The 25,654-nt window shown below is 50.6% G+C and carries 22 protein-coding genes and 2 pseudogenes; 8 read left to right on the top strand and 16 right to left on the bottom strand.

The genetic code is table 11. The features are described 5' to 3' along the window. Nucleotides 1-116: 116 nt before the first annotated feature. Both mobB and mobA read right to left on the bottom strand, forming a co-directional pair. Nucleotides 117-632 (bottom strand): molybdopterin-guanine dinucleotide biosynthesis protein MobB, encoded by a 516-nt coding sequence (mobB, locus tag AAYN39_RS00995; RefSeq protein ID WP_010989262.1) that lies wholly within the window; start codon nucleotides 630-632, stop codon nucleotides 117-119. After that, nucleotides 629-1,213 (bottom strand): molybdenum cofactor guanylyltransferase MobA, encoded by a 585-nt coding sequence (gene mobA / locus AAYN39_RS01000; RefSeq protein WP_001046874.1) that lies wholly within the window; start codon nucleotides 1,211-1,213, stop codon nucleotides 629-631. Before mobA ends, mobB begins: the two co-directional genes overlap by 4 nt. Nucleotides 1,214-1,282: 69 nt before the next feature. Between mobA and AAYN39_RS01005 the strand changes: the two genes are divergently transcribed. The 3 genes from AAYN39_RS01005 to dsbA all read left to right on the top strand — a co-directional run bounded on the left by AAYN39_RS01005 (nucleotide 1,283) and on the right by dsbA (nucleotide 3,255). Further along, the gene (locus AAYN39_RS01005; RefSeq protein WP_000649858.1) at nucleotides 1,283-1,552 is read left to right on the top strand and encodes a YihD family protein; all 270 of its coding nucleotides are present in this window, start codon (nucleotides 1,283-1,285) and stop codon (nucleotides 1,550-1,552) included. Between the two features lie 76 nt (nucleotides 1,553-1,628). After that, nucleotides 1,629-2,615 (top strand): serine/threonine protein kinase, encoded by a 987-nt coding sequence (locus AAYN39_RS01010; RefSeq protein ID WP_000999265.1) that lies wholly within the window; start codon nucleotides 1,629-1,631, stop codon nucleotides 2,613-2,615. 16 nt (nucleotides 2,616-2,631) lie between these two features. Further along, complete coding sequence (gene dsbA, locus AAYN39_RS01015; RefSeq protein WP_000725369.1) at nucleotides 2,632-3,255, top strand: thiol:disulfide interchange protein DsbA; 624 nt, start codon at nucleotides 2,632-2,634, stop codon at nucleotides 3,253-3,255. A gap of 12 nt (nucleotides 3,256-3,267) precedes the next feature. Here the strand turns inward: dsbA and AAYN39_RS01020 are convergent, their stop codons facing one another. Continuing rightward, nucleotides 3,268-4,176 (bottom strand): acyltransferase, encoded by a 909-nt coding sequence (locus AAYN39_RS01020; RefSeq protein ID WP_000196902.1) that lies wholly within the window; start codon nucleotides 4,174-4,176, stop codon nucleotides 3,268-3,270. 387 nt (nucleotides 4,177-4,563) lie between these two features. On the opposite strand from AAYN39_RS01020, the gene polA reads away from it, so the two are divergent. Then, the gene (polA, locus tag AAYN39_RS01025) at nucleotides 4,564-7,350 is read left to right on the top strand and encodes a DNA polymerase I (protein WP_000249956.1); all 2,787 of its coding nucleotides are present in this window, start codon (nucleotides 4,564-4,566) and stop codon (nucleotides 7,348-7,350) included. A gap of 335 nt (nucleotides 7,351-7,685) precedes the next feature. Here polA and yihA read toward each other — a convergent pair whose 3' ends face one another. Next, nucleotides 7,686-8,318, bottom strand: a complete 633-nt coding sequence (gene yihA / locus AAYN39_RS01030; RefSeq protein ID WP_000183327.1) for a ribosome biogenesis GTP-binding protein YihA/YsxC — start codon at nucleotides 8,316-8,318, stop codon at nucleotides 7,686-7,688. 239 nt (nucleotides 8,319-8,557) lie between these two features. On the opposite strand from yihA, the gene AAYN39_RS01035 reads away from it, so the two are divergent. From AAYN39_RS01035 to hemN, 3 genes are all read left to right on the top strand, one after another. Further along, entirely contained in the window at nucleotides 8,558-8,782 is a 225-nt protein-coding gene (locus tag AAYN39_RS01035) for a hypothetical protein (RefSeq protein ID WP_001541209.1), read from the top strand. A gap of 118 nt (nucleotides 8,783-8,900) precedes the next feature. Continuing rightward, entirely contained in the window at nucleotides 8,901-9,416 is a 516-nt protein-coding gene (yihI, locus tag AAYN39_RS01040; protein ID WP_000743292.1) for a Der GTPase-activating protein YihI, read from the top strand. 188 nt (nucleotides 9,417-9,604) lie between these two features. Next, nucleotides 9,605-10,978 carry an oxygen-independent coproporphyrinogen III oxidase gene (hemN, locus tag AAYN39_RS01045; protein WP_000003520.1) on the top strand — a complete coding sequence of 458 codons (1,374 nt, stop codon included), beginning with the start codon at nucleotides 9,605-9,607 and terminating at the stop codon, nucleotides 10,976-10,978. Nucleotides 10,979-11,067: 89 nt separating this feature from the next. Here the strand turns inward: hemN and AAYN39_RS01050 are convergent, their stop codons facing one another. From AAYN39_RS01050 to glnA, 4 genes are all read right to left on the bottom strand, one after another. Continuing rightward, nucleotides 11,068-11,178, bottom strand: coding sequence for a YshB family small membrane protein (locus tag AAYN39_RS01050; protein ID WP_001578131.1), 111 nt, complete (start codon nucleotides 11,176-11,178; stop codon nucleotides 11,068-11,070). Nucleotides 11,179-11,290: 112 nt separating this feature from the next. Beyond that, nucleotides 11,291-12,700: a nitrogen regulation protein NR(I) gene (gene glnG / locus AAYN39_RS01055; RefSeq protein WP_001188774.1), complete on the bottom strand. Its 1,410-nt coding sequence runs from the start codon at nucleotides 12,698-12,700 to the stop codon at nucleotides 11,291-11,293. Nucleotides 12,701-12,708: 8 nt separating this feature from the next. Further along, the gene (glnL, locus tag AAYN39_RS01060; RefSeq protein WP_000146194.1) at nucleotides 12,709-13,758 is read right to left on the bottom strand and encodes a nitrogen regulation protein NR(II); all 1,050 of its coding nucleotides are present in this window, start codon (nucleotides 13,756-13,758) and stop codon (nucleotides 12,709-12,711) included. A gap of 274 nt (nucleotides 13,759-14,032) precedes the next feature. After that, a complete protein-coding gene (glnA, locus tag AAYN39_RS01065) occupies nucleotides 14,033-15,442 on the bottom strand; it encodes a glutamate--ammonia ligase (protein WP_001271699.1) in 1,410 nt (469 codons plus the stop codon). A gap of 375 nt (nucleotides 15,443-15,817) precedes the next feature. On the opposite strand from glnA, the gene typA reads away from it, so the two are divergent. After that, nucleotides 15,818-17,641: a ribosome-dependent GTPase TypA gene (gene typA, locus AAYN39_RS01070; RefSeq protein ID WP_000572064.1), complete on the top strand. Its 1,824-nt coding sequence runs from the start codon at nucleotides 15,818-15,820 to the stop codon at nucleotides 17,639-17,641. A gap of 54 nt (nucleotides 17,642-17,695) precedes the next feature. Here typA and AAYN39_RS01075 read toward each other — a convergent pair whose 3' ends face one another. From AAYN39_RS01075 to AAYN39_RS01110, 8 genes and pseudogenes are all read right to left on the bottom strand, one after another. Then, entirely contained in the window at nucleotides 17,696-18,430 is a 735-nt protein-coding gene (locus AAYN39_RS01075; RefSeq protein WP_001270591.1) for a Cof-type HAD-IIB family hydrolase, read from the bottom strand. Beyond that, the gene (locus tag AAYN39_RS01080; RefSeq protein WP_001681897.1) at nucleotides 18,415-19,293 is read right to left on the bottom strand and encodes an STM4011 family radical SAM protein; all 879 of its coding nucleotides are present in this window, start codon (nucleotides 19,291-19,293) and stop codon (nucleotides 18,415-18,417) included. The genes AAYN39_RS01075 and AAYN39_RS01080 overlap by 16 nt, the downstream gene beginning before the upstream one ends. Next, a pseudogene (locus tag AAYN39_RS01085) lies at nucleotides 19,290-20,531 on the bottom strand (STM4012 family radical SAM protein). The gene AAYN39_RS01080 and the pseudogene AAYN39_RS01085 overlap by 4 nt, the downstream one beginning before the upstream one ends. Before the next feature lies 1 nt (nucleotide 20,532). Further along, nucleotides 20,533-21,408: an STM4013/SEN3800 family hydrolase gene (locus tag AAYN39_RS01090; protein ID WP_000282797.1), complete on the bottom strand. Its 876-nt coding sequence runs from the start codon at nucleotides 21,406-21,408 to the stop codon at nucleotides 20,533-20,535. Next, nucleotides 21,401-22,426: pseudogene (locus AAYN39_RS01095) on the bottom strand (STM4014 family protein). The gene AAYN39_RS01090 and the pseudogene AAYN39_RS01095 overlap by 8 nt, the downstream one beginning before the upstream one ends. A 12-nt stretch (nucleotides 22,427-22,438) precedes the next feature. Then, nucleotides 22,439-23,287: an STM4015 family protein gene (locus AAYN39_RS01100; protein ID WP_001042080.1), complete on the bottom strand. Its 849-nt coding sequence runs from the start codon at nucleotides 23,285-23,287 to the stop codon at nucleotides 22,439-22,441. Nucleotides 23,288-23,443: 156 nt separating this feature from the next. Next, nucleotides 23,444-24,136, bottom strand: a complete 693-nt coding sequence (gene ompL / locus AAYN39_RS01105; protein WP_000838825.1) for a porin OmpL — start codon at nucleotides 24,134-24,136, stop codon at nucleotides 23,444-23,446. A gap of 67 nt (nucleotides 24,137-24,203) precedes the next feature. After that, nucleotides 24,204-25,625 (bottom strand): MFS transporter, encoded by a 1,422-nt coding sequence (locus tag AAYN39_RS01110; RefSeq protein ID WP_000064893.1) that lies wholly within the window; start codon nucleotides 25,623-25,625, stop codon nucleotides 24,204-24,206. Nucleotides 25,626-25,654 lie beyond the last annotated feature (29 nt).

Here is a 25,654-nt window from a genome sequence, read left to right on the forward strand (position 1 = left end):
CCCATCCTGACGGATGGGCTTTTTTGCATGTGTGGTAACTGTAAAAATGTAGGCCTGATAAGCGCAGCGCCATCAGGCAACCTGCACCGCCGGATGGCGGCTCCGCCTTATCCGGCCTACAAGGAACGTGCTTTCTCTAACCACCGCAAAATGAAGGCAGAAATCTGCGATACATCATTAAGATCCAAAACGGGTACCGCTACGGCAAGTGGAATATCACTGGCAACCGCAATAACATGCTCATCAAGAATTAATTCTTCCTCGCTGTGCCCACATCCCTGACGAAAAAGTAAGATCTTCGCAACTGCTTCGTGTTTAAACCCTTCAACAAGCACCAGATCCAGTTTTGATGCATCCATCCGGCTCACCAGCCATGCCAGATCCAACTCTTCTTGCCCCGGCGTTTCCGTCATTAACGCCCAGCGCTGCTGACTGGCAACCAGCGTCTGTGCCGCCCCGGCTTTACGCAGCTCGTAGCTATCTTTACCCGGTTTATCGACATCCATATCATGATGGGTATGCTTAATCAGCCCTGGCCGAATACCGTGCGCACAAAGTGCTGGGATCAGTTTTTTCAGCAGTGTTGTTTTTCCCGTGCCGCTCCATGCGGCAATGGCGAGTAGCGGTATCATGGTCTCTTTTGCCATTGCGCGAGTTCCTCCGGCGTGTTGACGTTCACAAATGCCTCCTTACAATCGCTGAAATCAACGGCGTGTCCGCCTACCTGGCGCATAAAAATCATTACCCGCCGCTCGCCTGCTTGCAAATAAGCTGTCAACTGGGGCTCAACGGCACGATTAATCAACGCGATCGTTGGATGATCGCGTTCTCCATCATGAACCCAAACCACGGGTGCGCCATGACGATGCGCTGCTAAACGATCGACCAGGTTGTGGGGGATACAAGGATTGTCACAGGGACAAAACAGAAACCAGTCGCCTGCTACCTGCTGAAAAACGGAAAGCATACCCGCCAGCGGACCGGGAAAGTCAGCGATTGAATCCGGAATGACTTTCAGGCCGCTGGCCTGGTAGATATCCAGATGGCGATTAGCACTAATTACGACCGTAGCAAGTTGTGGCGCGAGCGCGTCGGCAACGTGTCGCCAGAGCGGTTTCCCGTCCAGTTCAAGCAGACCTTTATCCGCACCTCCCATCCGCCGGGCTTTACCGCCTGCCAGTACCACGCCGGTTATTACTTCATCCAGATTCACCGATATCGCCTCTTTTATTGTGGGATTGACCCTGCTACCGTGTCTGTATCAAGAATAAGGAGCACAGCTATGAAATGTAAACGCCTGAATGAAGTCATTGAACTCCTCCAGCCAGCCTGGCAGAAAGAGCCTGATCTTAATCTGACGCAATTTTTGCAGAAACTGGCGAAAGAGTCAGGTTTTGACGGCAAACTGGAAGATTTAACTGATGATATCCTGATCTACCATCTGAAAATGCGCGATTCCGCCAAAGACGCCGCCATTCCAGGGATTCAAAAAGACTATGAAGAGGACTTTAAAACGGCGCTTTTACGCGCCCGCGGCGTTATTAAAGAGTAAAACCTTGTAAGCGGCACCACCGAAATCGCCACGAAATGATATCCTGAATCATTCGTAGTATTTTCCGGATGATGGGATGAACGACAACGCTTTTACTTTCCAGACGCTACACCCGGAAACCATCATGGATGCGCTGTTTGAACAGGGGATCAGGGTGGATTCCGGGCTGACTCCACTAAACAGTTATGAAAACCGCGTCTATCAGTTTCAGGATGAAGACCGTCGACGTTTTGTCGTTAAGTTTTATCGTCCTGAACGCTGGTCTGTTGATCAAATTCGGGAAGAACACCAATTCGCGCTTGAACTGGTGAAGGATGAGGTTCCGGTTGCTGCTCCGCTCGCGTTTAATGGCCAGACGCTGTTAGCGCATCAGGGCTATCATTATGCCATTTTCCCCAGCGTAGGCGGTCGTCAGTTTGAAGCAGACAATATCGATCAGATGGAGGCGGTAGGGCGTTATCTTGGCCGATTGCATCAGACGGGGCGAAAACGTCCTTTCACTTTCCGGCCTGACATTGGGCTTGCAGAGTATCTTTTTGAACCTCGCCAGGTATTCGAAGATGCCGCACTGATTCCCTCCGGGCAAAAAGCGGCTTTCCTGAAAGCCACTGATACTCTACTGTCTGCGGTTACCGAATGCTGGCGCACCGATTTCGCCACGCTGCGATTGCACGGCGATTGTCATGCCGGCAACATTCTATGGCGTGATGGACCGCTGTTTGTCGATTTAGATGATGCCCGTAACGGCCCGGCGATACAGGATTTATGGATGCTGCTGAACGGCAACAAAGCCGAACAGCGAATGCAGCTTGAAACCATTATTGAAGCTTATGAAGAAGTTAGTGAGTTCGATACGGCTGAAATTGGTCTCATTGAACCTTTACGCGCCATGCGTTTAGTTTATTATCTTGCCTGGTTGATTCGTCGTTGGGGCGATCCTGCGTTTCCAAAAAACTTTCCCTGGTTAACAGGGGAAGATTACTGGCAGCGACAGACAACGACTTTTATTGAGCAGACTAAAATTTTGCACGAACCCCCTTTACAATTAACGCCAATGTATTAATCGGAGAGAGTTGATCATGAAAAAGATTTGGCTGGCGCTGGCTGGTATGGTTTTAGCTTTTAGCGCCTCGGCAGCACAGATCAGCGACGGTAAACAGTATATCACGCTGGATAAACCGGTCGCTGGCGAACCCCAGGTACTGGAGTTTTTCTCATTCTACTGCCCACATTGTTATCAGTTTGAAGAAGTGCTTCATGTGTCTGACAATGTGAAGAAAAAGCTGCCGAAAGGCACCAAGATGACCAAGTACCACGTTGAGTTCCTGGGGCCGTTGGGCAAGGAGCTCACCCAGGCATGGGCGGTGGCGATGGCGTTGGGGGTAGAAGATAAAGTCACGGTCCCGCTGTTTGAAGCCGTACAGAAAACCCAGACAGTACAATCTGCCGCGGATATCCGTAAAGTGTTCGTTGATGCGGGCGTAAAAGGCGAAGATTACGATGCGGCATGGAACAGCTTCGTGGTGAAATCACTGGTTGCGCAACAGGAGAAAGCCGCGGCTGACCTGCAACTGCAGGGCGTTCCGGCGATGTTCGTCAATGGCAAATACCAGATTAACCCACAAGGCATGGATACCAGCAGCATGGATGTTTTTGTTCAGCAGTATGCTGATACCGTGAAATATTTGGTTGATAAAAAATAAAAAGAACGCCGGTCACTGACCGGCGTTTTTATAAGATGTTTTAATCTCTTCTATCTGTATATCTTTCTTATCCCACAGCGTATTAAGCCAACGTTGAAAACGGCGTTTGAATGTTTTGTCGTTCACGTAATCGCCGTGCAGTTCTTCATTTATGGGTTCCAGTTGCACCCGAACAACAATACGCGTCAGCCTACCGCTTAGCATATCGTAGAAGGGGTGGCGATCGTTGTTTGGGTAACACAACGTAATATTAAGCAGCTTATCGAACTGTGAGCCTAAAACATTAATCGCCATTGCAATACCGGCTGCTTTTGGTGGCAACAGATGTTGATAGGGTGAATGCGTTTGCTGACGTTTCTCATGCGTAAATCGCGAGCCTTCAACAAAGTTAACGATAGTGGTGGGATACCGACGAAACTTCTCGCAAGAGCGGCGAGTTGTTTCAACATCTTTGCCACGTCGATCGGGGTGGCGGAGCAGATAGCTACGAGAGTAGCGCTTCATAAACGGCATATCTAATGCCCAGCACGCCAGGCCGATGAACGGCACCCAGGCCAATTGCTGTTTAAGAAAGTACTTATTCATTGGGATATGCTTGCGGAACAGAACGCAAAGCACAACGATATCGGCCCAGCTGCGGTGATTACAAATCAGTAAATACCAATTTTTCTTGCTCAGCCCTTCTAACCCTTCTACATCCCATTGCAAGTGCGGATTAAGGCGTAACAGCGCTGCAAGACCAGCACACCAGCAATACATCATGAAATTGCAGAAAATGGAGACCTTGCGCCAGATACCGGGAACAGGCAAAAGGAGCTTTACCATGCCGGCAACGATGATCGGTACTGAGCAAACAATAGTGACCAGGATGGTTAATACGATACTCAATGGGAGCGTGATAGCCGCGAGTATTCTCGTCATAATAAATTATTCAAAAGTTAGCCATAAACGGTGTGCGAAAAGGGCGCAAGAGGCTGATTCTATCAGAAAACGATGCTAATGATGGCGCTGAGTGAAATAGAAACACTCGTAACAACTATCCACATTATGATAACGGCATGAATCAGATAATCAGAAAATCGTGATGTTAACAACTCATTGAAAATAATGGGTAATTATTAAGAGGAGAAGGCTATCGCGCTGATTTTAAAGTAATGGTAAGAATTTACACACAAAGTTATCCACAGGTTGTTTTGCGAGCGATCCTGAAGATCGACAAAACTTTTCCGCAAATGCGGCGAAAAACTCAAGTTTTCCTCCTGTATGTGGCATCCTTTAACCATAATCTGTTAAACAGGCACGGACATTATGGTTCAGATCCCAGAAAACCCACTTATTCTCGTAGATGGCTCATCCTATCTCTATCGCGCCTATCATGCGTTTCCGCCGTTAACCAACAGCGCGGGAGAACCTACGGGCGCAATGTATGGTGTCCTCAACATGTTGCGCAGCCTGATCATGCAGTATCAGCCGACGCATGCTGCGGTGGTGTTTGACGCCAAAGGAAAAACCTTCCGTGACGAGCTCTTTGAACACTACAAATCGCATCGTCCTCCGATGCCGGATGATCTGCGTGCGCAAATAGAGCCGTTACATGCCATAGTTAAAGCCATGGGGTTACCTCTGCTGGCGGTCTCTGGCGTAGAAGCGGATGACGTTATCGGTACACTGGCGCGAGAAGCGGAGAAGGTGGGGCGTCCGGTATTAATCAGCACCGGCGATAAAGATATGGCACAGTTGGTGACGCAGAATATTACGCTGATCAACACCATGACTAACACCATCCTCGGCCCGGATGAAGTCGTTAATAAGTACGGTGTGCCGCCTGAGCTGATTATTGACTTTCTGGCGCTGATGGGGGACTCCTCGGATAATATTCCGGGCGTACCAGGCGTGGGTGAGAAGACGGCGCAAGCCTTGCTTCAGGGATTGGGCGGCCTGGATACGCTGTACGCCGAGCCGGAAAAAATTGCCGGTCTCACTTTCCGCGGCGCCAAAACGATGGCCGGTAAATTAGCGCAGAATAAAGACGTAGCGTACCTGTCTTATAAGCTCGCCACCATTAAAACGGATGTTGAGCTGGAGCTGACCTGCGAACAGCTTGAAGTGCAGCAGCCGATTGCGGATGAACTGCTGGGCCTGTTTAAAAAATATGAGTTCAAGCGCTGGACGGCGGACGTCGAGGCAGGCAAGTGGCTACAGGCAAAGGGCGCGAAACCGGCGGCCAAACCGCAGGAAACGGTCGTTATTGATGAATCGCCCAGCGAACCGGCAGCGGCGCTCTCTTATGAAAATTATGTCACGATTCTGGATGACGTTACGCTGGAAAGCTGGATTGAAAAGCTGAAAAAAGCGCCAGTTTTTGCTTTCGACACGGAGACCGACAGCCTGGATAATATCGCCGCCAACCTGGTGGGCCTCTCGTTTGCCATCGAACCTGGCGTTGCCGCGTATGTACCTGTCGCGCATGATTATCTGGACGCTCCGGATCAAATCTCCCGCCAGCGTGCTCTGGAACTGCTGAAGCCTCTGCTGGAAGATGAAAAAGTGCGCAAAGTGGGGCAAAACCTCAAGTACGATCGCGGCGTCTTGCAAAATTACGGTATTGAGCTGCGCGGTATCGCCTTCGATACCATGCTTGAGTCTTACATTCTGAACAGCGTCGCCGGACGCCATGATATGGACAGCTTGTCCGATCGTTGGCTGAAGCACAAAACTATCACCTTTGAAGACATTGCCGGTAAAGGTAAAAACCAGCTCACCTTTAACCAGATCGCACTGGAGGAAGCGGGGCGCTATGCGGCAGAAGATGCGGATGTCACGTTACAGTTGCATCTCAAAATGTGGCCTGAGCTCCAGCAGCACAAAGGCCCGCTGAATGTTTTCGAAAACATCGAAATGCCGCTGGTGCCGGTACTGTCACGCGTTGAGCGCAATGGCGTAAAAATCGATCCTGCCGTCCTGCACAAACATTCGGAAGAAATCACGCTACGTCTGGCGGAACTGGAAAAGAAAGCGCATGACATTGCGGGCGAGGCGTTCAACCTGTCCTCGACGAAGCAGTTGCAGACCATCCTGTTTGAAAAGCAGGGTATTAAGCCGTTGAAGAAAACGCCTGGCGGCGCGCCGTCAACGTCGGAAGAGGTGCTGGAAGAGCTGGCGCTGGACTATCCGCTGCCGAAAGTGATTCTGGAGTATCGTGGTCTGGCGAAGCTAAAATCCACCTATACCGATAAGCTGCCGCTGATGATTAACCCGAAAACCGGGCGCGTCCATACGTCCTATCATCAGGCGGTAACGGCGACGGGACGTTTATCGTCCACCGATCCGAACCTGCAAAATATTCCGGTGCGCAATGAAGAAGGCCGCCGCATTCGTCAGGCATTTATTGCGCCTGAGGATTATCTCATCGTATCTGCGGACTATTCACAGATTGAGCTGCGTATTATGGCGCATCTTTCCCGTGATAAAGGGCTGCTCACGGCGTTCGCCGAAGGGAAAGATATTCACCGCGCAACGGCGGCGGAAGTCTTTGGCTTGCCGCTGGATAGCGTGACCGGGGAACAGCGCCGAAGTGCGAAAGCCATTAACTTTGGCCTGATTTACGGGATGAGCGCCTTCGGTCTTTCTCGCCAGCTTAATATTCCGCGTAAAGAGGCGCAGAAGTATATGGATCTCTACTTCGAACGCTACCCTGGCGTGCTGGAATATATGGAGCGCACCCGCGCTCAGGCAAAAGAACAAGGCTATGTGGAAACTCTGGAGGGGCGCCGCCTTTACCTGCCGGATATTAAATCCAGCAACGCGGCGCGGCGCGCGGGGGCGGAACGCGCGGCGATCAATGCTCCCATGCAAGGAACGGCTGCCGATATCATCAAGCGCGCCATGATTGCCGTCGATGCCTGGCTACAGGCCGAGCAGCCACGCGTGCGGATGATTATGCAGGTACACGATGAATTAGTGTTCGAGGTGCATAAAGACGACTTAGATGCGGTAGCAAAACGTATCCATCAGTTGATGGAAAACTGCACGCGTATTGATGTGCCGTTGCTGGTGGAAGTCGGTAGCGGAGAAAATTGGGATCAAGCGCACTAAGCATTTAAGGAATAACGCGCTTTTTTCGTAATTAAGCAACATAAGCACGGGGGTTTTGTGATGGGTATTAGAATTCCCTATGTAAAGAATGAAAAAAAAATTACGAAAAGGTCTTTCTGTGTTGCTCAAAAAAGAGTAAAGTTATTCACGTAGGGTACAGAGGTAAGATGTTCTATCTTTCAGACCTTTTACTTCACGTAATCGGATTTGGCTGAATATTTTAGCCGCCCCAGTCAGTTTATGACTGGGGCGTTTTTTATTGGGCGTAAGAAAAGTTTCGCTCGCACCGTAGGCCGGATAAGACGCGCAGCGGCGCCATCCGGCATAGCGGGTGATTATTCCCCGTCCTGAATCTCTTCGACCGGTGCCAGTTCACTAAACCAGCTATCCAGTTTCTGACGTAACTTATCCACTCCCTGCTTTTTCAGCGAGGAAAACGCTTCTACCTGCACATCGCCATTAAAAGCCAGCACGGCTTCACGTACCATATTCAACTGCGCCTTGCGCGCGCCGCTGGCCAGTTTGTCCGCTTTGGTCAGCAGAACCAGAACCTGGATATTGCTCTCTACAGCCCACTGGATCATCTGTTGGTCGAGGTCTTTCAACGGATGGCGGATATCCATTAAAACGACTAAGCCCTGTAGGCTTTGACGTTTCTCCAGATATTCCCCCAGCGCGCGTTGCCACTTGCGTTTCATCTCTTCCGGGACTTCCGCGTAGCCATAGCCCGGCAGGTCGACCAACCGTTTGCCATCTACGACTTCAAACAGGTTAATCAATTGGGTACGGCCCGGCGTTTTAGAGGTGCGCGCCAGGCTTTTTTGGTTGGTCAACGTGTTCAGGGCGCTGGATTTGCCTGCATTGGAACGGCCAGCAAAAGCCACTTCAATTCCGCAATCGGAAGGTAAATGGCGAATATCAGGCGCACTCATCACAAAATGCGTCTGTTGATAATTCAGGTTAGTCAAAGCGGTCGTCTCCGTCAGTCAAAGCATTGTGGCGATTATACCTGAACGCCAGCAAAAGACGGATTTTTCGGCGCGTCGGTGCTGTAAGCAAAAGCCATACGCTTTGTGAGACATTGTCCATTGCACTTATGCGACATGACAGAGTCGTTGTCAGGCTAAAAGCCAGTTAATATAGTTAAATCATGAATTTATAGAAAGGTAATTGTCTGAAAAAAAGGGATTTGCCGTGTCGGTATCTTGTGAGTTTACCCCAAAAGAGTAAAGTAATGCACATAGCGAGGACGCTAACAGGATCAACGACTCAGGATGAGGGTCAGGAGCGCCAGGAGGCGAAGACACAGGATTGTCAGGAAGACAAACGTCCGGAGACGTTAGTAAAAGGAAATGGAAACAACATGGAATGTTCCAGGCTAAGGGAAAAACAGGGCGTGTTGATAGCCAACAGGGATGGTGGAACCCGTTAAGGGTCGTGAGTCAAGAAAAAAGGCGGCAGATTACTCTGTCGCCTTTTTTCTTTGCTTGCTTTCTGCTAGATTCCGCCTCAATTCTATACTGAATAAAACGGCTTAAAGATCTGACATCATGAAAAAACCAACCTCTGCACCGCGCAGTAAAGCCTTTGGCAAACAGCGTCGTAAAACGCGTGAAGAGTTAAACCAGGAGGCGCGCGACCGTAAACGCCTGAAAAAACATCGCGGCCATGCGCCGGGAAGTCGCGCGGCGGGCGGCAATTCCGCTTCGGGCGGCGGCAATCAGAATCAACAAAAAGATCCACGTATTGGCAGTAAAACACCTGTTCCATTGGGCGTGACTGAAAAAGTGACCCAACAGCATAAACCGAAAAGTGAGAAACCTATGCTTTCACCGCAGGCGGAGTTGGATTTACTGGAAACGGATGAGCGCCTGGATGCGCTGTTAGAACGTCTGGAAGCGGGCGAAACCCTGAGTGCGGAAGATCAAGCCTGGGTAGATGCCAAACTGGATCGTATTGATGAACTGATGCAGAAGCTTGGTCTGTCTTACGATGACGACGAAGAAGACGACGAAGAGGACGAGAAGCAGGAAGATATGATGCGCCTGCTAAGAGGCGGCAACTAACGGGTTTACACCGTGGGCTTGCCCGTCCTGCTTATAACCCTTCCGGTTATATGTTATCTGGTGTGGTTATTCGTTAAACTACAGCGATTGTCGCGGCGACAGAAATGGCTGCGCAGCCGGCTTGCCGCCCGTCATGGCGTGAAGCCGGTACGCCGTACCCGCCAGAGACGCCATCGGAAGGAGTGAGCATGTCTGAACAGCAAATAGACTGGGATCTGGCCCTGATCCAGAAATATAACTATTCCGGGCCACGATATACCTCGTACCCAACCGCGCTGGAGTTTTCTGAAGACTTCGAGGACGCCGCATTCTTGCAGGCTGTGGCGCGTTATCCTGAACGTCCGCTCTCGCTGTATGTGCATATCCCGTTTTGTCACAAGTTGTGTTATTTCTGCGGCTGCAACAAGATTGTCACCCGCCAACAGCATAAAGCTGACCAGTATCTTGACGCGCTTGAGCAGGAAATTCGCCATCGCGCGCCGCTGTTTGCAGACCGTCATGTCAGCCAGCTTCACTGGGGCGGCGGTACGCCTACTTACCTGAATAAAGCGCAAATCAGCCGCTTAATGACGCTGTTGCGTGAAAATTTCCACTTTAATACCGACGCGGAAATCTCGATCGAAGTCGATCCCCGTGAAATTGAGCTGGATGTGCTCGATCATTTACGTGCGGAAGGTTTTAACCGCCTGAGTATGGGCGTGCAGGACTTTAATAAAGAGGTGCAGCGCCTGGTTAACCGCGAGCAGGATGAAGAATTCATCTTTGCGTTGCTTAATCACGCCCGCGATATCGGCTTTACCTCGACCAATATCGACTTGATCTACGGTCTACCGAAACAGACGCCGGAAAGCTTCGCTTTCACGCTGAAGCGTGTGACGGAACTGAACCCCGATCGTTTGAGCGTCTTTAACTATGCGCATCTGCCAACGCTTTTTGCCGCCCAGCGTAAAATTAAAGATGCCGATTTACCCAGCGCGCAGCAGAAACTGGATATTTTGCAGGAGACGATCGTATCGCTTACTCAGGCCGGTTATCAGTTTATCGGGATGGACCATTTTGCCCGTCCGGATGACGAACTGGCCGTCGCGCAGCGCGAAGGCGTGCTGCACCGTAATTTTCAGGGCTATACGACCCAGGGCGATACCGATCTGCTGGGGATGGGCGTTTCTGCTATCAGCATGATTGGCGATGGCTACATGCAGAACCAGAAAGAGCTGAAGCGTTATTACCAGCAAGTGGATGAGCGGGGCAATGCGCTATGGCGTGGTATTACGCTGACCCGTGATGATTGCATTCGTCGCGATGTTATCAAGGCGCTGATTTGTAACTTCCGCCTGGATTTTAACGCTGTCGAACAGCAGTGGGGTTTGCATTTCGCTGAATATTTTGCCGAAGATTTGCAGTTACTGTCGCCGCTGGCGAAAGATGGGCTGGTGGATATTAGCGAGAAGGGAATTCAGGTGACGGCGAAAGGTCGTTTGCTGATCCGCAATATCTGCATGTGCTTTGACGCGTATCTGCGCCAGAAAGCGCGGATGCAGCAGTTCTCGCGCGTCATTTAGCCGGGTTGCCCGGTGGCGCTGCGCTTACCGGGCCTACACGTTGCGACAACCTGTAGGCCGGATAAGCATTAGCGCCATCCGGCACATTGTCAGCTGAACAGTCCCACCAGCGCGGCACACAACACGGCGGCTAGCGCAGTTTGTGGCGTGTGGCTGTCGACCGCTCCACTCGATACCAGATTAATAATAGATTCTAACATAATGAATCCCCCCGTTTGCCGGGCATGATCATACTGAACTCATCGGAACAGTAAAGCGCAAAATAGCAGCGTTTTGCGCTCAATTATTAATCTTTACACTCGCGGATAATGTTTACTCCATTCCCAGCTCTTTCAACTTCCGCGTTAGGGTGTTTCGACCCCAACCGAGCAGCTTGGCGGCTTCCTGTTTATGACCCTGCGTATGGCGTAACGCCGTGGTCAGTAGCGTTCTTTCCAGTTCTGGCTGCGCTTCAGAAAGCAGGTTTTGATGACCGGATCGCAAGGCGCGATCCGCCCATTGCGCCAGTAATGTAGCCCAGCTATCCGGCGGCAGGTGGGACGGGCTATCCGGCGCCGAGGCTTCAAACAGTTCGCCCGGTAAATCCTGGGTCAATACCTCCTGTCCGGCGGCCATGACGGTGAGCCAGCGGCAGGTATTTTCTAACTGACGCACGTTACCAGGCCATGCCAGGCGCGTTAACGCCGTTTCGGTTTCCGGATGTAATAATTTGGCTTCCACGCCTAATTCACGGGCGGCGACCTGCAAAAAATGGCGCGCCAGGCGCGGAATATCCTCACGGCGCTCGCGCAACGGCGGGAGATGGATACGAATCACGTTCAGGCGGTGGAACAGGTCTTCACGGAATTTCCCTTCCTGAACGCGTCGTTCGAGGTTCTGGTGGGTGGCGGCAATAATGCGCACATCCACTTTTACCGGCGCGTACCCGCCCACACGGTAGAACTGTCCGTCAGCCAGCACGCGTAACAGACGAGTCTGGACATCCAGCGGCATATCGCCAATTTCGTCCAGAAACAGCGTACCGCCGTCAGCCTGCTCGAAACGGCCCTGCCGGATGGTATTCGCCCCGGTAAAAGCGCCTTTCTCATGGCCAAACAATTCGGATTCAATCAAATCTTTCGGGATGGCCGCCATATTGAGCGCGATAAACGGCGCTTTGGCGCGTGGGCTATGGCGATGTAGCGCATGGGCGACCAGTTCTTTACCGGTTCCTGATTCGCCGTTAATCAGCACGCTAATCGAAGAACGCGACAGCCGACCAATAATGCGAAACACATCCTGCATGGCGGGCGCTTCGCCTATCATGTCTGTTGTCGGGCCGTTAACCTCGATATTACGCGGCTGCTGCTGCTCCTGATAGTGGCTAATCGCTCGCTCGACCAGAGCGACGGCTTCATCAATATCAAACGGTTTAGGCAGATAATCAAACGCCCCCTGCTGATAAGCGCTCACGGCGGCATCTAAATCGGAATGCGCGGTCATAATGATGACCGGAAGCATCGGATGACGTTGTTTAATCTGCTTTAATAGCGCCAGCCCGTCCATTCCTGGCATTCGGATATCCGACAGCAAGACGTCCGGCGTTTTACTGGCCAGCGCAGCCAGTACTTCATTACCATTCTCAAAGGTGATACAGGTCAACCCTGCCCCGGCGAGAGCACGTTCAAGCACCCAACGGATGGAACTATCATCATCGACGACCCAGACTATTCCTCGTTGCATAAACACCTCTATTTCCGAATCGGCAGGTAAACCGAAAACTCGGTATGCCCCGGCCAACTGGTAAATTCAATTTTGCCGGCGTGTTGATCGATAAGATTGCGGGCGATAGATAACCCAAGCCCGGTGCCGCCTTCGCGACCGCTGACCATCGGGTAGAACAGCGTATCCTGTAAATGGGGAGGAATGCCCGGCCCATTGTCTTCAACGTCTATACGCGCCGCCAGGCGATAGCGTTCGCCATGCAGCGTTAACTGGAAGGCGGTACGGGTACGCAGCGTAATTTCGCCGCCTTCCGGCCCCAGCGCCTGCAAGGCATTGCGGACAATATTCAGCAGTACTTGCTCAATTTGTTCCGGGTCGTGCGGCAGTTCTGGCAGACTGGGGTCGTAATCGCGGATAAGCCGGACATTATCCGGCAGTTCCATCGACACCAGCGCCACCACGCGCTCCGCGACTTTATGTATGCTCTCGGTAATGTGCATTCCCGGGTGCTGCGGCCCCAGCAAACGATCGACAAGGTTGCGTAGCCTGTCGGCCTGTTCAATGATGACTTTGGTATATTCCGTTAGCGCCGGGTCGGGCAGCGCCTTGCTGAGTAGCTGCGCCGCGCCGCGCAGGCCGCCGAGCGGATTTTTGATTTCGTGCGCCAGACCGCGCACCAGATCGCGGGCGGCGATTTGCTGCGCGTGCTGCAACTGCTCCTGACTCAGACGACGCTGGTTATCCATCGGCGCCATTTCGAGCAGTATAAAATCGTCGGGCAGACGTTGGGCGGTCAAAGAGAGAATATGCGAGCGACTATCAATCACCAGCGTCACTTCGTTATCGGTAAAGCCTTGTCCTGCCGCTAAACTTTCGCGCATCAGGTCAATGTTTAACGAAAAATAGCTCAACAGTTCAGGTAACGGCGTCCCGAACAGTTTGCGTGAGCTTTGCGCGAGCAACTGCTGCGCGGCAGGGTTGGCGTAATGGATTGCCAGCGCGTCGTCGACCACCAGCACGCTGTTGATTAACGAATTGAGGATCTGCCCAGCATCGGGCTGTATGCCGCTTGCCATTCAGCAGTCTCCTGGAAAAGGTTGCACCATTTTAGTGCATTATAGCTTTTTACCACTAAAAAGCGCGTGAGATCAGATTGTTGGTGGAGAAAAAAGCCCATCCTGGGATGGGCTGAAAGTTTCCACGGCAACTCAAAAACTCCTGACGCCTTTCACGCTGCTGCTGCGTTGGCTGCCTTCGCTTACCCCGGTCACATCGCTATCTATGCTCCCGGGGATGTGCTCAGTTGCCGCCTTGCAGCAACGCGAAATTCGTCGGATTTTTAATATACGATTAAACGCTGTAGTACAGCTCAAACTCTACCGGGTGCGGGGTCATACGCACGCGGTCATCTTCTTCGCGACGCAGCGCAATATACGCATCGATCGCTTCATCCGTGAACACGCCGCCTGCTTTCAGGAACTCGCGGTCCAGGTCCAGCGCGTTCAGCGCTTCTTCCAGAGAACCTGCTACCTGTGGGATCTCTTTCGCTTCTTCCGGCGGCAGGTCATACAGGTTTTTGTCCATGGCTTCGCCCGGGTGAATCTTATTCTTAATCCCGTCCAGACCGGCCATCAGCAGGGCGGCAAAGCACAGATACGGGTTAGCCGCCGGGTCCGGGAAGCGAACTTCGATACGGCGCGCTTTCGGAGACGCCACCACCGGAATACGGATGGAGGCGGAACGGTTACGGGCGGAGTAGGCCAGCATCACCGGCGCTTCGTAACCCGGGACCAGACGCTTGTAGGAGTTGGTGGTCGGGTTCGCCAGGGCGTTGATGGCTTTGGCGTGTTTGATGACGCCGCCGATGTAGTACAGCGCCTGCTCAGACAGACCGGCATATTTGTCGCCAGAGAACAGGTTGGTGCCGTTCTTCGCCAGCGACATGTGGCAGTGCATACCGGAACCGTTATCGCCGAACATCGGTTTTGGCATAAAGGTCGCGGTCTTACCGAAGCGGTGAGCCACGTTATGCACGACATATTTGTAAATCTGAATTTCGTCGGCTTTTTTGGTCATGGTGTTAAAGCGGGTCGCCACTTCGTTCTGACCTGCGGTCGCTACTTCGTGGTGGTGCGCTTCAACAACCAGGCCCATCTGCTCCATGACCAGACACATTTCAGAACGGATATCCTGCGCGGAGTCAACTGGCGGAACCGGGAAATAACCGCCTTTCACGCCCGGGCGATGGCCTTTGTTGCCGCCTTCGTATTTGGTAGAGGAGTTCCAGGCGCCTTCAATATCGTCAATCGCCACATGTGAGCCGGAGATAGATGCGCCGAAGCGGATGTCGTCGAACAGGAAGAATTCAGGTTCCGGCCCAAACAGGACGGTATCGGCGATACCGGTCGCGCGCAGGTAGTCTTCCGCACGTTTTGCGATGGAACGTGGGTCACGGTCATAACCTTGCAGAGTGCCAGGCTCCAGGATGTCGCAACGGATAATCAGGGTAGAGTCCGCGAAGAACGGGTCGATAACCGCAGTGGACGCATCGGGCATCAGCACCATGTCGGATTCGTTAATGCCTTTCCAGCCGCCGATAGAGGAGCCGTCAAACATTTTGCCTTCTTCAAAGAATTCGGCATTTACCTGATGAGCAGGAATCGTGACGTGCTGTTCTTTGCCTTTGGTATCGGTGAAGCGCAGATCGACAAACTTCACTTCGTGTTCGTTCAGCATCGTCAAAACGTGTTCAGCGGACATACTTGTACTCTCCCGGATTGGTCATGGTCGGTCGTCGTGGTAACGAGATCTTCAATTCTGCTGGCCGTGTCGCCGTAAAAATATAAAGCGAAATCTGTGCCAACTTTCACATTGCCCCCAAAAGGCGTTATCATGCGCACCATCGTGCAAAAGGGCTGCACCACGGTGACTATGTTGCACCAAAATAGTGCTTCAATGTGAACATTAAGCACCACATTGGTGCAATAGAACGCAAGCCACCCTTTTAACGCTCCGTGAAAGCGATCACAAAGAGACTCTGCAATACTTGTTTGCGGAGGATGTTTGTGATCCTGTTTTGTAGTGCGATTAATCCGTGTACAATAACGCGCTATTTCTAATGCCTGAGGCAAAGTTGTGATCGAAAATTTGCGTAACATCGCCATCATCGCGCACGTTGACCATGGTAAAACTACCCTGGTTGATAAGCTGCTCCAGCAATCCGGTACGTTCGACGCGCGTGCCGAAACTCAAGAGCGAGTGATGGACTCCAACGATTTGGAGAAAGAGCGTGGTATTACTATCCTCGCTAAAAACACCGCTATTAAATGGAATGATTATCGTATCAACATCGTTGATACTCCCGGGCACGCTGACTTCGGTGGTGAAGTAGAGCGCGTCATGTCCATGGTTGACTCTGTGCTGCTGGTGGTTGACGCATTTGACGGCCCGATGCCGCAAACGCGCTTCGTGACCAAAAAAGCCTTTGCTCATGGCCTGAAACCCATTGTGGTTATCAACAAGGTTGACCGTCCTGGCGCGCGCCCTGACTGGGTTGTCGACCAGGTATTCGACCTGTTTGTTAACCTCGACGCGACCGACGAACAGCTGGACTTCCCGATCATCTACGCTTCGGCGCTGAACGGTATCGCGGGTCTGGACCACGAAGATATGGCGGAAGACATGACCCCGCTGTATCAGGCGATCGTTGATCATGTTCCGGCGCCGGACGTTGACCTCGATGGTCCGTTGCAGATGCAGATCTCCCAGCTGGACTACAACAACTACGTTGGCGTTATCGGCATTGGCCGTATCAAACGCGGCAAAGTGAAGCCGAACCAGCAGGTCACTATCATCGATAGTGAAGGGAAAACCCGTAACGCGAAAGTAGGTAAGGTGCTGACGCATCTGGGTCTGGAGCGTATCGACAGCGATATCGCCGAAGCGGGCGATATCATTGCGATCACCGGTCTGGGCGAGCTGAACATTTCCGACACCATCTGCGACCCGCAGAACGTTGAAGCGCTGCCGGCGCTGTCCGTTGATGAGCCGACCGTGTCTATGTTCTTCTGCGTTAACACCTCGCCGTTCTGCGGTAAAGAAGGTAAGTTTGTGACTTCTCGTCAGATTCTTGACCGTCTGAACAAAGAGCTGGTGCATAACGTGGCGCTGCGCGTTGAAGAAACCGAAGATGCGGATGCGTTCCGTGTATCCGGTCGTGGCGAACTGCACCTGTCCGTGCTGATTGAAAACATGCGTCGTGAAGGTTTCGAACTGGCGGTTTCCCGTCCGAAAGTTATCTTCCGTGAAATCGACGGTCGTAAACAAGAGCCGTACGAAAACGTGACGCTGGACGTCGAAGAGCAGCACCAGGGGTCTGTCATGCAGGCGCTGGGCGAGCGTAAAGGCGATCTGAAAAACATGAATCCGGACGGTAAAGGCCGCGTACGTCTCGACTACGTGATCCCAAGCCGCGGGCTGATTGGTTTCCGTTCAGAATTCATGACCATGACTTCCGGTACGGGTCTGCTGTACTCCACCTTCAGCCATTACGACGATATTCGTCCGGGTGAAGTGGGCCAGCGTCAGAACGGCGTACTGATCTCCAACGGTCAGGGTAAAGCGGTGGCGTTTGCGCTGTTCGGTTTGCAGGATCGCGGTAAGCTGTTCCTGGGTCACGGCGCGGAAGTTTACGAAGGCCAGATTATTGGTATTCACAGTCGCTCCAACGACCTGACGGTAAACTGCCTGACCGGTAAGAAACTGACCAACATGCGTGCGTCCGGTACGGATGAAGCGGTGATTCTGGTTCCGCCAATTAAAATGAGTCTTGAGCAAGCGCTGGAGTTCATTGATGACGACGAACTGGTAGAAGTCACTCCAACCTCTATCCGTATCCGTAAACGTCACCTGACGGAAAACGATCGCCGCCGTGCGAACCGTGGTCAGAAAGAAGAGTAATTAACGTTCTTACGGATAAAAACCCTGCCGAAATGAAAACTCGGCGGGGTTTTTTTATTCACGTTGAGAAAGGGATAAGGTTGTCAAAAAATCAGCAATCGTTGGCGTATTATGCCGACCAATGACGCTATCCGCATACACCTTTGCCCGAGCGCTGGCATTCCCCATCGCGACACCCAATCCGGCTAAACGTAGCATTTCCGCATCGTTATCATTATCGCCAAACGCCATCACTTCGCGCATTGCGATATGCTGTTGCTGTGCATATCTGGCGAGGCTTTGTCCTTTGCTACACCCCTTCTGGAGAATATCCAGTTGATGATGCCAGGACCAGGTACAGCTTAGCTGTAATTCATGCTGTATAAACTCAGCAATATTTTGTAGTTGTTTTATGTGCCGATGAACGACGCTGATTTGCCAAATATTCTCCCTACTGCTTAGCTCATCAGCCTGAAAGATTATTTTATCATCAGCACGAATTGTCGGTTTAAGCGGATATACCCGCGCCAGTATTTTTTCCGTTTGTAAGTGCGTCAGCGGCAGCGGATCAAGGATCTGCTGTTGAGCCGGTTGATAAATATAACTTCCGTTACAACAGATCATCGGTTCGGTGAGCGCCAGCGTTTGATAATACGCATAGGCTTCACGATGAGAGCGACCGGTGACAAGCATTATTCGGCAGCCCATGTCCTGCATCTGACGGATAGCGGTTAGCGACTCTGGCAGAATTTGTTTATTACGGTTTAGCAGCGTTCCATCAAGATCAAAAGCGATTAAACGATATCGCATGAGCGCCCGATCCTAAAACAGCGTGAGGCATCCAGGTGATTCAGCAATGGAATATCGAGACGGTGCTGATAAGCGAGAAAACAGTGGCATTGTTTTGCCTGGCAGGCAGGAGAATTGAGCCGTTGCTGATATAAATTACCCATTTTAATTTTGCTGATATGACAAGCAAAAAGATCGCCTTCTGCGTTCATAAAAATACTTTTTCTTCCTGCGGTACAGATATCCAGCTGCGCTGGCCACTGCTGCGTTTCAACCACATACAGCGGATCGAGTTCGCTGAAGGCGATGGTTTCCTCAACGGTATGCCGGGTATTGGCACACTCGTTGGCGTTAAACCAAAAATAATTCTGGTCAGGCAACCGCTGGCGTAGCCAACGAAACTGGTCGATATCTTTCATACTGGCGACAGCCCCCGCGCACCAGGTTATTCCGGCGGCAGAGAGCGCTAAACACTGCTGGAGAAAGCGTTCAGCGGTAATTTGTGAGGGATGAAAAGAACACCATAACCGAAGCTTTGAGATATCTCCGCCGCCAGCACGAAATGACTCCAGCAATGACATTAACGAAAAAGAGGCGTTAGTTTGTATGCCGACCGCCTGAACATGAGGATAGCGGCTAATGTCTGCCAGCGCCGCCATGTAATAACGCAAGCGTAGCGCCTCGCCATAAGGCGTAATCATCACATTCAACGGCGTACCTAAAAGAGGCAAATGGTCAACCATGCGCCATAGCGCGGCTTCGTCGCGTTTTTTATCGTTGCGGGCGTGTTTATGGAACGGGCAATAGCCGCAATGATAATTACACGACTTAAGATAGCCGCGATAAAACAGCGTATGAATATCGCGCAGGGCGGGGATGCTCATCTCTGCCGATTCTCCCGTAGCATCACCTCAGGCGAAACGAACACAGGAGCAAGGCAATCGGATAATGCCATACCGGTCTCCGTTAGCCGGAGGCGACTGCCATTCTGATAACAGTAGCCCTGCCGTATAAAGCGTTCCAGGTCGGGGAAATCCCTTAGCGCATCGCTGGTAAAATATTGCTGATAATCGCTAAGAGAAAGTCCTTGCCAGAAAAATAGATTTTTAATGATAAAGCGGCGTTTCATTTCATCAGGGGGGAGCAGATAACCGTGATTAATGACGGTTTTGTCCGGGCTGTCGATAAACGCCTGAATGATTTTTCGTGATGTTTGCAGGTTCGACGGCCACGGTGAACAGTAATGCAGATTGCCAAGATAACTTCTGCCGCCCGCGCCGAGCGCCAGTGAGTTTTCAAATCCGCAGCTTTCCGCCGCGGCGGATGGCGCTGGATTAAGGACGAAACGGCGCATGGACGTTTGGGTGTAGCCCGCGTTGCGTAAAAGATCGCGGGCTAAAACGTAGTAGCTATGCATATTTTCCTGGCGAGGCATATTATAAAGCGGATAAAGAAACAGCTCTTCCGGTTGATAAACGAGCGCCTGATGTAACGATTCCGTCAGGCTTGCGTGAGTCTGGCCGGGAATGCCGTAAATAATATCAATATTGAGTGATGGAAAATGACCTGCCTTTAGCCATTCCAACGCCTGGTGCGCGCTGGCGGTATTGTGGCGGCGATGCAGCGTATGTAACTCGCTATCATGAAAACTTTGTACGCCAATACTGACGCGATTAACGGAAAAGGCGTTTAATAGCGCTACTTTTTCTGCCGTGGTATCCGTAGGGGAAGTTTCAATTGTTTTATAAATATTCCAGTCAACATTGAGCACATCAAAGACGGAAAAAAATAACTTTTCTAATTGCGCAATGTTTAATAGCAGAGGTGTGCCGCCGCCTACGGTGAAGCTTGCCCAGTGGACGGGCGCCAGCGCCATTTGTCGGCCCTAGGTAATAATCGCGTCGATATAGCTATCAATGAACGTATTATCTGCGCCAGTGCAGGTAAATAAATTACAGAACCCGCAGCGACTTTGACAAAACGGCATATGAACATACAGATGTGTGTCGTGCTCGTAAATGCGCGGTTTTACTTTGCTAAAGCTGACGTTCTCCAGCTCCCGATAAGCCGTCTTATGCGGATAACTGTACATATACTGACGATAAATATCATTGTTATTCATATTAATGATTACCGCTCAATAAGAAATGCATATAAGGAACGGTATTAACGATCGGATGATTAAAACTATGGAAATATTTCCCGTCTTCGCCATAGCAGGTACCGTGATCGGAACAGACAATAACGAACGTTTCGCCGCCGGTTTGGCGGAAAATGTTCAGTAATCCGTCGATGCGGGCGTCGATATAGCGTAGCGCGGCGGCATGGGTCTCTACGGTATCGCCAGGGGCCGCGCCCTCAACGTAAAAATGGTTAGGGTAATGAATCGTATCGATATTGATATACATCATGACCGGTTGGCTGCCAGCACGTTCGGCCATGATTTTCTGGATATAATGGATCTGGTTATCCATACTTTCTTTAACCGTACAGGCAAAGCGTGGATGCCAGTAACTCTCTTTAAACATCGACGGGAACACTTTTCCCATGCCGGAGCGGTTATTAAAGAAAGAGACGCCGCCAATACAGATGGTCTGGTAGCCTTTATTTTCCAGACTTTTTATCCATGTTGCGTCATCAAAGGCAAATGCATTTTTCGGGCCTTTACGACCAAGTCCGATATCTTTTGGGAAAAGCAGCATGGTCTGATTAACGGTATCATCAATAGGTTTTGGCATAAAACCTGAAAACATGGCGTGATGCGAAGGCCAGGTAAAATTACCGGCCGCCTCGCATTTCGTCCATTGTCCATAATGATTAAGGTTGGGCGTATTTCCGGCGGTTTGTTCCTGAAGCGCAATATCGTAGCGTAACGAGTCCAGTACAATAAAAAGAATATGAGCGTTATTACTAATTAGCGCATTCATATCGAATTCGCCATCGCCTGTGTCAATCGACGCGTGTAGCGAGACGGGGACTTCATCCATTGAATTATACATTTTGCTTCCTCATGGCCCGGATTTGCGCCTGATAAATTAGATTGTTCTGCTGCGCATCCTGATAAATCAAATCACCCTGGCCATTAATTTCAATAATATACGGCGTCAGGCTGGTGGTAAGTAAAACATCAATACCCGCTAAGCGAATGCCAGGAAAAAGCCGCATGGCATTTTGACAGAGCGTATCGATCTCAGCCACTTTTGCGGCAGATAACTCCAGACTTTCGAAGCGGTAAGCCTGGTTTTGCAGGTGTAAGTTAGTAATGGGCTGCGAGGAGGTTCTGACCACTCGCCAGATAATTTCGCCATCCAGACAGACGATGCGTAAATCATAGGTTTTATGCTTTACGCTGGCTTTGGGCAGCCACTGTTCGACGAGGTTTTCCTGCTGAAGAACGCCATCAATAATGAGCTGGATATCTTCTTTCTGACGATACTGTTGGATTTTTTTGCTGTTAAATAGCTGTTGCCCTGATATGGCAATCGCGCTGTAAAGCACCTGCTTTGCGCCGTCAGGATGACGGCGCAAAGCGATAACGCCCGCCGCGCCAAAACCCAGCGAGGGCTTAATGAACACGCTGGCGACCCTTTTTTCCTCCATGATGGCGGTGAGCTGTGCAAAACTTTTTACGTCTTCCGCTACCAACGGCGGCGTGGGGATGCCGTGTTCCAGTAAGCGCCGCTTGCAGCGTTTTTTATCCAACAGGTGAATGAGGCCCGCCGGATGGTTAAGCTAGGTGATGCCAGGACGCGCTGCCATGTTCTGCAAAAAATGGATATAGTCCAGACCGATCGCGTTTATTTTGCGGATGTTAGTTTCATTGTGTACTGGCGGGTCGATTTTAACGATGCCAGAGGTCAGCGAAGCGTCCAGCGCTTGCGGATGAGTCAGCGCCGTGACGGATTCCCCAAGTATGGCGGCAGCCTGCATAAAATAATGCGTGCGCTTGCTCTGATGGGGGCCAATGAGCGTAATCACAATAAATCCCTTTATCGGTGTGTAGGGGAATGTGCACATTCCCCTACACAATCACTCGGTGTACATCGCATTCATATAAATATCGCCATCGTAATCATCAGGCTCCAGCGCTTCTGAAAGATTCAGCGGTATCGGCAGCGCGGCTTTTAGCTTTTCCTGCATCTCCGGCGTCAAATAGTGGTGGTGGAGATCGAGTGTTTCCAGATGCGCAATTCGGTCTTTATGCTCCAGCAGCGCCTCTGCGCCGCTATCAGTTAAGGTACCGCATGAGAGTTCCAGCACGTTAAGCTGCGGCAGGATATTACTTTCCAGCACCCGGCGGGCGATATCATCCTGCTCTTCACTGTTCATCAACCCCAGATGGTTGAGCTGAGGGAAAAGATCTTTCGATACCAGCGCCATCACGTTATCCAGCGAACCGTCAAAACCGTATTCCTCTACGCCCAGGAAGAGCTTCAGCGTTTTTAATGCAGGGAGCTGCGCATTTTGTAGTTCGGCAAGTACGTTAGAAGGGATGCCGCCGGAAATGATTTCCAGGTGCTCCAGTTTCTCATGATGTATAGCGCCCAGTCGCAGATCCGACGCGCCTTTAATAATCAGTTCCTTCAGATTGGGTAACGCCGCATAGAGCCTGGAATAGTCACCTTGTTTAATCCAGGAGATCTCGCAGTCTTCGCTCTCCATATCACCGATAAACAGTGATTCCAGGTGAGAAAAACGGGGGGCGTTCTCCACAATCATATCAATAATAGGCTGGCAGGTTTCGTCTTCCCAACAATCACCCCAGTTACCAATGGTCAGTGAGCGAAGCTTTGGCAGATCTTCATCGGTTAAAATTAAATTAATGAGCTGTTCCTGGGTTAATTCATTGTCCCAATCAATATTGAATCGCTTATTCATTTGTTTCCCTTCTCTATAAGCATGAATATGGTAAAACGCTTTGCGAATATTATCATGGCGCTTAGAGGCGGGATATCGGGAGTCTGATTCAGGATGAATGAGCGGGCAGAACAACTACCCGCTGTGATGCAGATTCGGAAAATAGAGGCGATAATATCAGAAGAAATACTTCGCCCCGATACGAATCTGGTTTTGCTCTCTATGGTAGAGGCCCACGTTACGATCTAACCAGCGTAATTCAAAGTAGGGCAACCAGTGTTCATTGATACGATAACGGAAGGTATTAGTGATTTCCCAATGATGCTTCGTACCATTACTACTATTAAAATCATTAACGTTATAAAAATAGTGTGGTTCAAAGGTATAAGAAAATTTATCGGTAATGATAAAATTCCAATAGTTACCGATTTCATAGCTGTCATTATTATCCAGTTCGCCATTCAAATCGGTTGAACTATAATTATTGTGATTATATCGGTTACGTACCGTAAGATTAAACCACGGGGTAAATTTATAGTTAATATCCAGATAGACGGCGCCGCCGGAACCAATGCTTTTGTCGTTTATTAACCCGCCTGGCTGGATGGTTAATTTATCTGTAGGTTTAAATAACGGATACCAGCCCTCAATCTCATTATAACCGTGCTTTAATTCATCATCACGCTGTAGCGTATAGGTATTGGTCAACATAATTCCGGCCCCCATATCGGAGTTATAGCCGACGCGCAGCATAAACTCCATTTGGTCAGACGCCAGGTTATAGGCCTCACGGTTTTCTACATAAGCGCCAGCAAAAACAGAGGTGGATATTACTGAAGTTAATATCACTAGAGTATTCAGAGATTTCATAATAAATCCATTTTTCAAATATAGGGAAGCCGCCATCCATCGGGATGAATAAAGCGGCAAGCGTCGTTTAATTATTTACAGTAGAAATACTTTGTTTATTATTAGTTGCGACAATTTGATTGCCTGTTTTCTTTCGTTGGGCAATTTCCTCGATAATAAAAGCGAAACGTTGTTCATTGAGCTTATAAAAAAAGCCCATCGTTAGTGCTGCGATAATGGCAAGACCACAAGGCCATAAAAAAATGAGCTGACGCAAACCAAGCAACGTGGTGTCACTTTGAGCTATGTTGGGGATATAACCGATTTGCGTCAGCATAATACCTGGCAAAAAGCCAGCAAGCGCAGCGGAAATTTTGCGGGAAAAGGTATAACCCGTATACACCGAGCCTTCAGCGCGAATACCCGTTTTCCATTCGCCGTAGTCAACCGTATCCGGAACCAGCGCCCAGTTCAGGCTGTTGACGAAAGCGGTACCGAAGAAGGCAATACAAGAGAAAATAACAAACAGGAATGACGTTCCGCCCCAGATAAAATTCAGGATATCGCCAACGGCCCACAGTATCAGACCACCAAGATAAACCTGTTTTTTCCCGAAGCGTTTTACCGCATCAGGTACTAATAAGACGCCAATCAGGATACAGCCCATGCTGAAAAAACCCATCCATGACAACAAATGAATATCGTTCAGCACGTACTGAGTGTAATAAACCTGAATGGCCAGCTTAATATTAAAGGCAGCCAGCGTGCACAAATTGGCAACGCAGAGCACCAGCAGCGGCGGATTACGAAAAATCGCGCAGAAGGACTTCAATATGCTGGGTTTATGCGTGTCAGGTACGGTTTCGATATACCGTTCTTTCACCCCGCTAAAGCACCACCACATGCTGAACAGCCCGCAGACCGAAAAAATGACTGCTGCAACCAGATAACCCAGCGAAGGGGAACGGGTAAACAGCGCCTGAATGGGCATAAAACCTACGGTACAAAGAAGAAGGCCAATGGTAGCGCCGCCTTGTCGCCATGCGGCGAGCTGGGCCCGCTCATGCGGATTTTTGGTAATAGCGGGTACCATCGCGCCGTATGAGCAGTTCATCAGGCTGTAGAACAGACCGAACAACATAAACAGCACCGTCGCGAAGGCTGTTTTAACGGGTAAAGTAAAGTGAGTGGCAAAGAATTGCGCAGTAGCAACCAGAGCCACCGGAAATGACGCATACAGAATAAAAGGCCGAAACTTTCCTTTTGCGCCAATATTACGGCGTGAATCCAGCAATACGCCGGTGAGCATATCGGTAAAAGCAGTGAAGAATTTCGCCACCAGAAAGATAATTCCACCGTAATATGCAGGCATCCCGAGTTCATCGGTATAAAACTTCAGTAGATACAGCGTACCGATACACAGCATCAGATTTGAGCCGAAATCGCCCACGCCATAGGCGCATTTTTCCCGCAGGCTCAACTTTAGCGTTAGCGGATCATGATTAGACATAATCGCCTCTCAAAACGCCCCGCAGGGCG

The organism is Salmonella sp. K21076 (genome assembly GCF_039650795.1).
Classification (GTDB): domain Bacteria; phylum Pseudomonadota; class Gammaproteobacteria; order Enterobacterales; family Enterobacteriaceae; genus Salmonella; species Salmonella enterica.